Annotated in this window: 3 protein-coding genes; all 3 read left to right on the top strand. The window is 39.2% G+C overall.

Features of this window, described 5'->3' with window-relative positions:
- Positions 1-281: hypothetical protein (locus HMPREF0671_RS12565; protein ID WP_232223203.1), on the top strand; the 281-nt coding region annotated here is incomplete at its 5' end.
- 467 nt (positions 282-748) lie between these two features.
- Positions 749-1840, top strand: coding sequence for an AAA family ATPase (locus tag HMPREF0671_RS10505; protein ID WP_007175186.1), 1092 nt, complete (start codon positions 749-751; stop codon positions 1838-1840).
- A 26-nt stretch (positions 1841-1866) separates the two neighbouring features.
- Positions 1867-3655, top strand: a 1789-nt coding sequence (locus tag HMPREF0671_RS10500; protein WP_036900362.1) for a S8 family peptidase, incomplete at its 3' end; no start/stop codon positions are given.

The raw sequence follows: 3655 nt of genomic DNA, 5'->3' as shown, positions 1-3655 counted from the left end.
ACATTTATTATTTTGTTAGACTATATTTCGACGAGTGCAAATTTAAAGCAGACCATAGAAATATTTGTGGTTTTAATGTATATGGAGATATATTTACGTACACACACGTAATGAACCGGCATTATTTCCCATACATGAATTTAGGAAATGGTGCATCTATGAATGACAATATTCCTGGGGTAGATATTAGAAACCTACCGGCATCATTGCTTGATTTAGTGGAATTGCATGCAAAATATAAGGCAATAGACAAAAAACCGAATATCTTTTATTTCGAATAAATGGTGATCCTTATATTTTATGGATTAAGTATGGTAAAATCGGAACGTTGCAAAATGTAGAGGGATTCGAAATACGGTCTTTCTACAAATGTTCTGAGCAAAGGGATTTTGATAGATATAATTATACAACTACAATAAAAGTGGACGACCAGATAATTGTTGTATTATAAATCACTATAAAAATGGATAGTATGTCTTTGAAGTTAAAGAAACTTGTTATACATGCATATAATTTACGAAGCATTATACGAAGTTAATTAGCTGCGATTCATTGCTGTATTTAAGCATAAGGGGTAATTCAACTCTGATGTATTCAAATCCTAATGATAATTAATACGTTTTTATTTATTGCGTGTACGATTATATGATAATTCTGCACGATATATGTTAAAACAGAGTTAATTTCTATATTACAAGTGCCAGTAAAATTGTTTTATCACTATCTTTGCACCAAAAATAGGAAATCCATGTCTACAGATATACTTAGAATAATAGAAGGTGGTCTTTCGAATGATAAAAGAAAGATTATCAATTACTCCAAACGCTTGGCAGAGAGATTAAAGGCTGAAGGTGACGAGGAGATGGCTGAGTGCATTTTGGCTCAAATAGAGGCTTCAACCAGTAGAAGCGCAGCTACTATGGATGCCATGCGTATGATACCACTGGATGCAGACAGTAAGCTGCAGATAGTTGAGGTAATACCTGAGAATAGCAATCATACAGATATTGTGCTGTCGGATGTGGTAGAGCGCCGGGTGAAGGATTTTATCAATGTGGTGAATAATTCAGATGAATTGGAGTTATCAGGTCTTGACTTACAGAAATCTCTATTGTTGTATGGTGCACCAGGATGTGGTAAAACCTCGATAGCACATTATATCAGTGAACAGACAGGCTTACCTCTCGTGGTGGCCCGCCTGGATGGTATCGTATCATCACTGCTGGGTAGCACAGCAAAGAATCTTAGAAAAATCTTTCAGTATGCCAGCAGTATGCCTTGCATTTTGTTCTTGGATGAGTTTGATGCCATAGCAAAAGCTCGTGACGATAATCACGAACTGGGCGAATTGAAACGCGTGATTAATAGTTTGTTGCAGAATATTGATGAGTTGCCTTCGTCATGTGTATTGCTTGCAGCTACCAACCATCCTGACTTACTGGATAAGGCCGTGTGGCGCAGGTTTTTTATGAAGCTGGAAGTGGAAATGCCAGATAAGGATGCCATTGTTAAGATCGTAACTTCACAATTAAGTGGATTTGATGCTACTGTAACAGATGATAGCGCAAAGATGAATATTCTTACTGACTTGTTGAAGGATTTTTCACCATCGGATATTGTGACGATGCTGAATAAGTTGAAGGTGCAGAGCGTAATCAATGGCACGAAACAGATATCATACGAACAGATTGTGGCTGCAATTTATGAGTACGACGGAAAGCATAAGAAGAAGGATGATTTTGTGAAGTACCTGAGTCAGTATGGGGTTGCCCAAACATCTATCTCTATCTTGGCAAATATCAGCGTAAGACAAGTAAGAAATATATTATCTGAAAAATAATCTAATAAAATAACGATCTAATTATTATGGCTAAAACATTACCGATCCAACAAGTTTCTTTTAGGGGAGAAAAAGACGTGTTTTTGGCTGAAGGCGGCGGTGGCGGAAAAGCACCGAAATGGGTGAATGATGAAAATATCGAGCGTAATGCGCATGAGGTGTTCACGAATCTTACAGGGATGAGTAACTATTTCGATAGAGAGCGCTCATTGCCATTGCTGACAGAAGTAATTTTAGAAGAAAAGGCTACAGCAAAATCGCATCGTCCAAGCATCAGAAAAATGTTTGACGTGAGAACAAAACGCAATGTTCTGGGATCAGCTACAGCAGGTAAACTGCTTGTAAAAATCGATTCTAAGAGTGATTATGATACAATTAAAGGTAGATTTGCAAATAGACAAATTGGCGTGAAATCTACAAGGATAGGTTTGGCTGCCATCAAGAAGATCAAGAAATATGAAGCCGAGATAGATCCAACATTGGAGGAAGGTGATACAGCAAAGGTGCAATTGGTGGATTATCTGAATGAAGAATTGAACCATCGTTCGAATTTGATGTTGAGGGATTGGTGTAGTGCAGAAGGTTTAGATGCTGAAGAATTACACTATGCCAGTGGTTTGCGATTGTTCTCAATTTCAAATATAACTCGTGATAACCTGAAGACAATAGCAACTATGGATGGAGTCCTTTCGGTAAGGAAGATGCCCACTATTGAGTTTGAAGTAGCACCAGATTTAGAAGCATCAACAATGGATGTGATGCGCCCTAAGGAAAATGTATCTTACCCAAAAGTGGGTATCATGGATTCAGGTGTTTCGGCTAATAACTATCTGGCGTCTTGGGTTTCAAATGAAGATAATATTTCTGGACTTTTGGAAACTGACCAGGCTCCTCGTCATGGAAGCATGGTGGCCAGTGTAATCAATTATGGAGATATGCTGGAAGAGAAGGAACTAACCCAGACGGGACCTTGTATGATTCAGAGTTGCATTGTTAACAGTGATCGTGTTACCGTGTCAGAGAAAGAGTTGGTGCGTTATATTAGGGAATCTATTGCTAGACATCCAGACGTGAATGTGTGGAATCTATCCCAAGGCTCAAAAACTGAAGTCGAGGATGGAAGGTTTTCGGATTTTGCCGTCGCCTTGGATAGTTTTCAAAAGCTGTATGGTGTTTTGATATGTAAATCGGCAGGTAATGTGGAGCTGGGAGATGCGCGTATCAGAATTACTCATGGAGCAGACTCTCTGATGAGTCTTGTAGTTGGAAGTATCGCGCATGCGAAAACTACTGTGAGGGATGCAGAGGTCAATCATCGAAGTCCATTTTCAAGAGTAGGACCTGGTGTGGAATTTACGGTGAAACCAGACCTTGTGCATTATGGCGGTAATATAGATACCCATATGAAGATGCTGTCGGAAATGGGAAGGTCGATTTCACTATGTAGTGGTACAAGTTTCTCAACACCTCGTGTGGCTTCTTTGGCTGCGAATTTGGCTTTTGAATTAGGAGGTAATTTTGATCCATTGCTCATCAGAACCCTTTTGATACATCATGCCGACTATCCTGAGGAAGTAACCACGGCTACTGAAAATCTGAAGAAGGAAATGGGATATGGATTGCCTGCTGGTCTCGTGGAAATGACAAAGAATGATGCAGACGAGTGCACAATGGTATTTCAACACACATTGGATAAGGGCAGGGATGTTGTATCGCTAGATTTTCCATATCCTGAAAGTCTTGTTGATGATGAAGGATATTTCTATGGAGATATTCGTGTGACAATAGTATTGGATCCGGTGTTGGATGCCAGTT

This window comes from Prevotella sp. S7 MS 2 (assembly GCF_000762865.1).
Lineage (GTDB): Bacteria > Bacteroidota > Bacteroidia > Bacteroidales > Bacteroidaceae > Prevotella.
The sequence above is the reverse complement of the archived record's forward strand: the minus strand, read 5'-3'. Positions and strand labels throughout refer to the sequence as shown.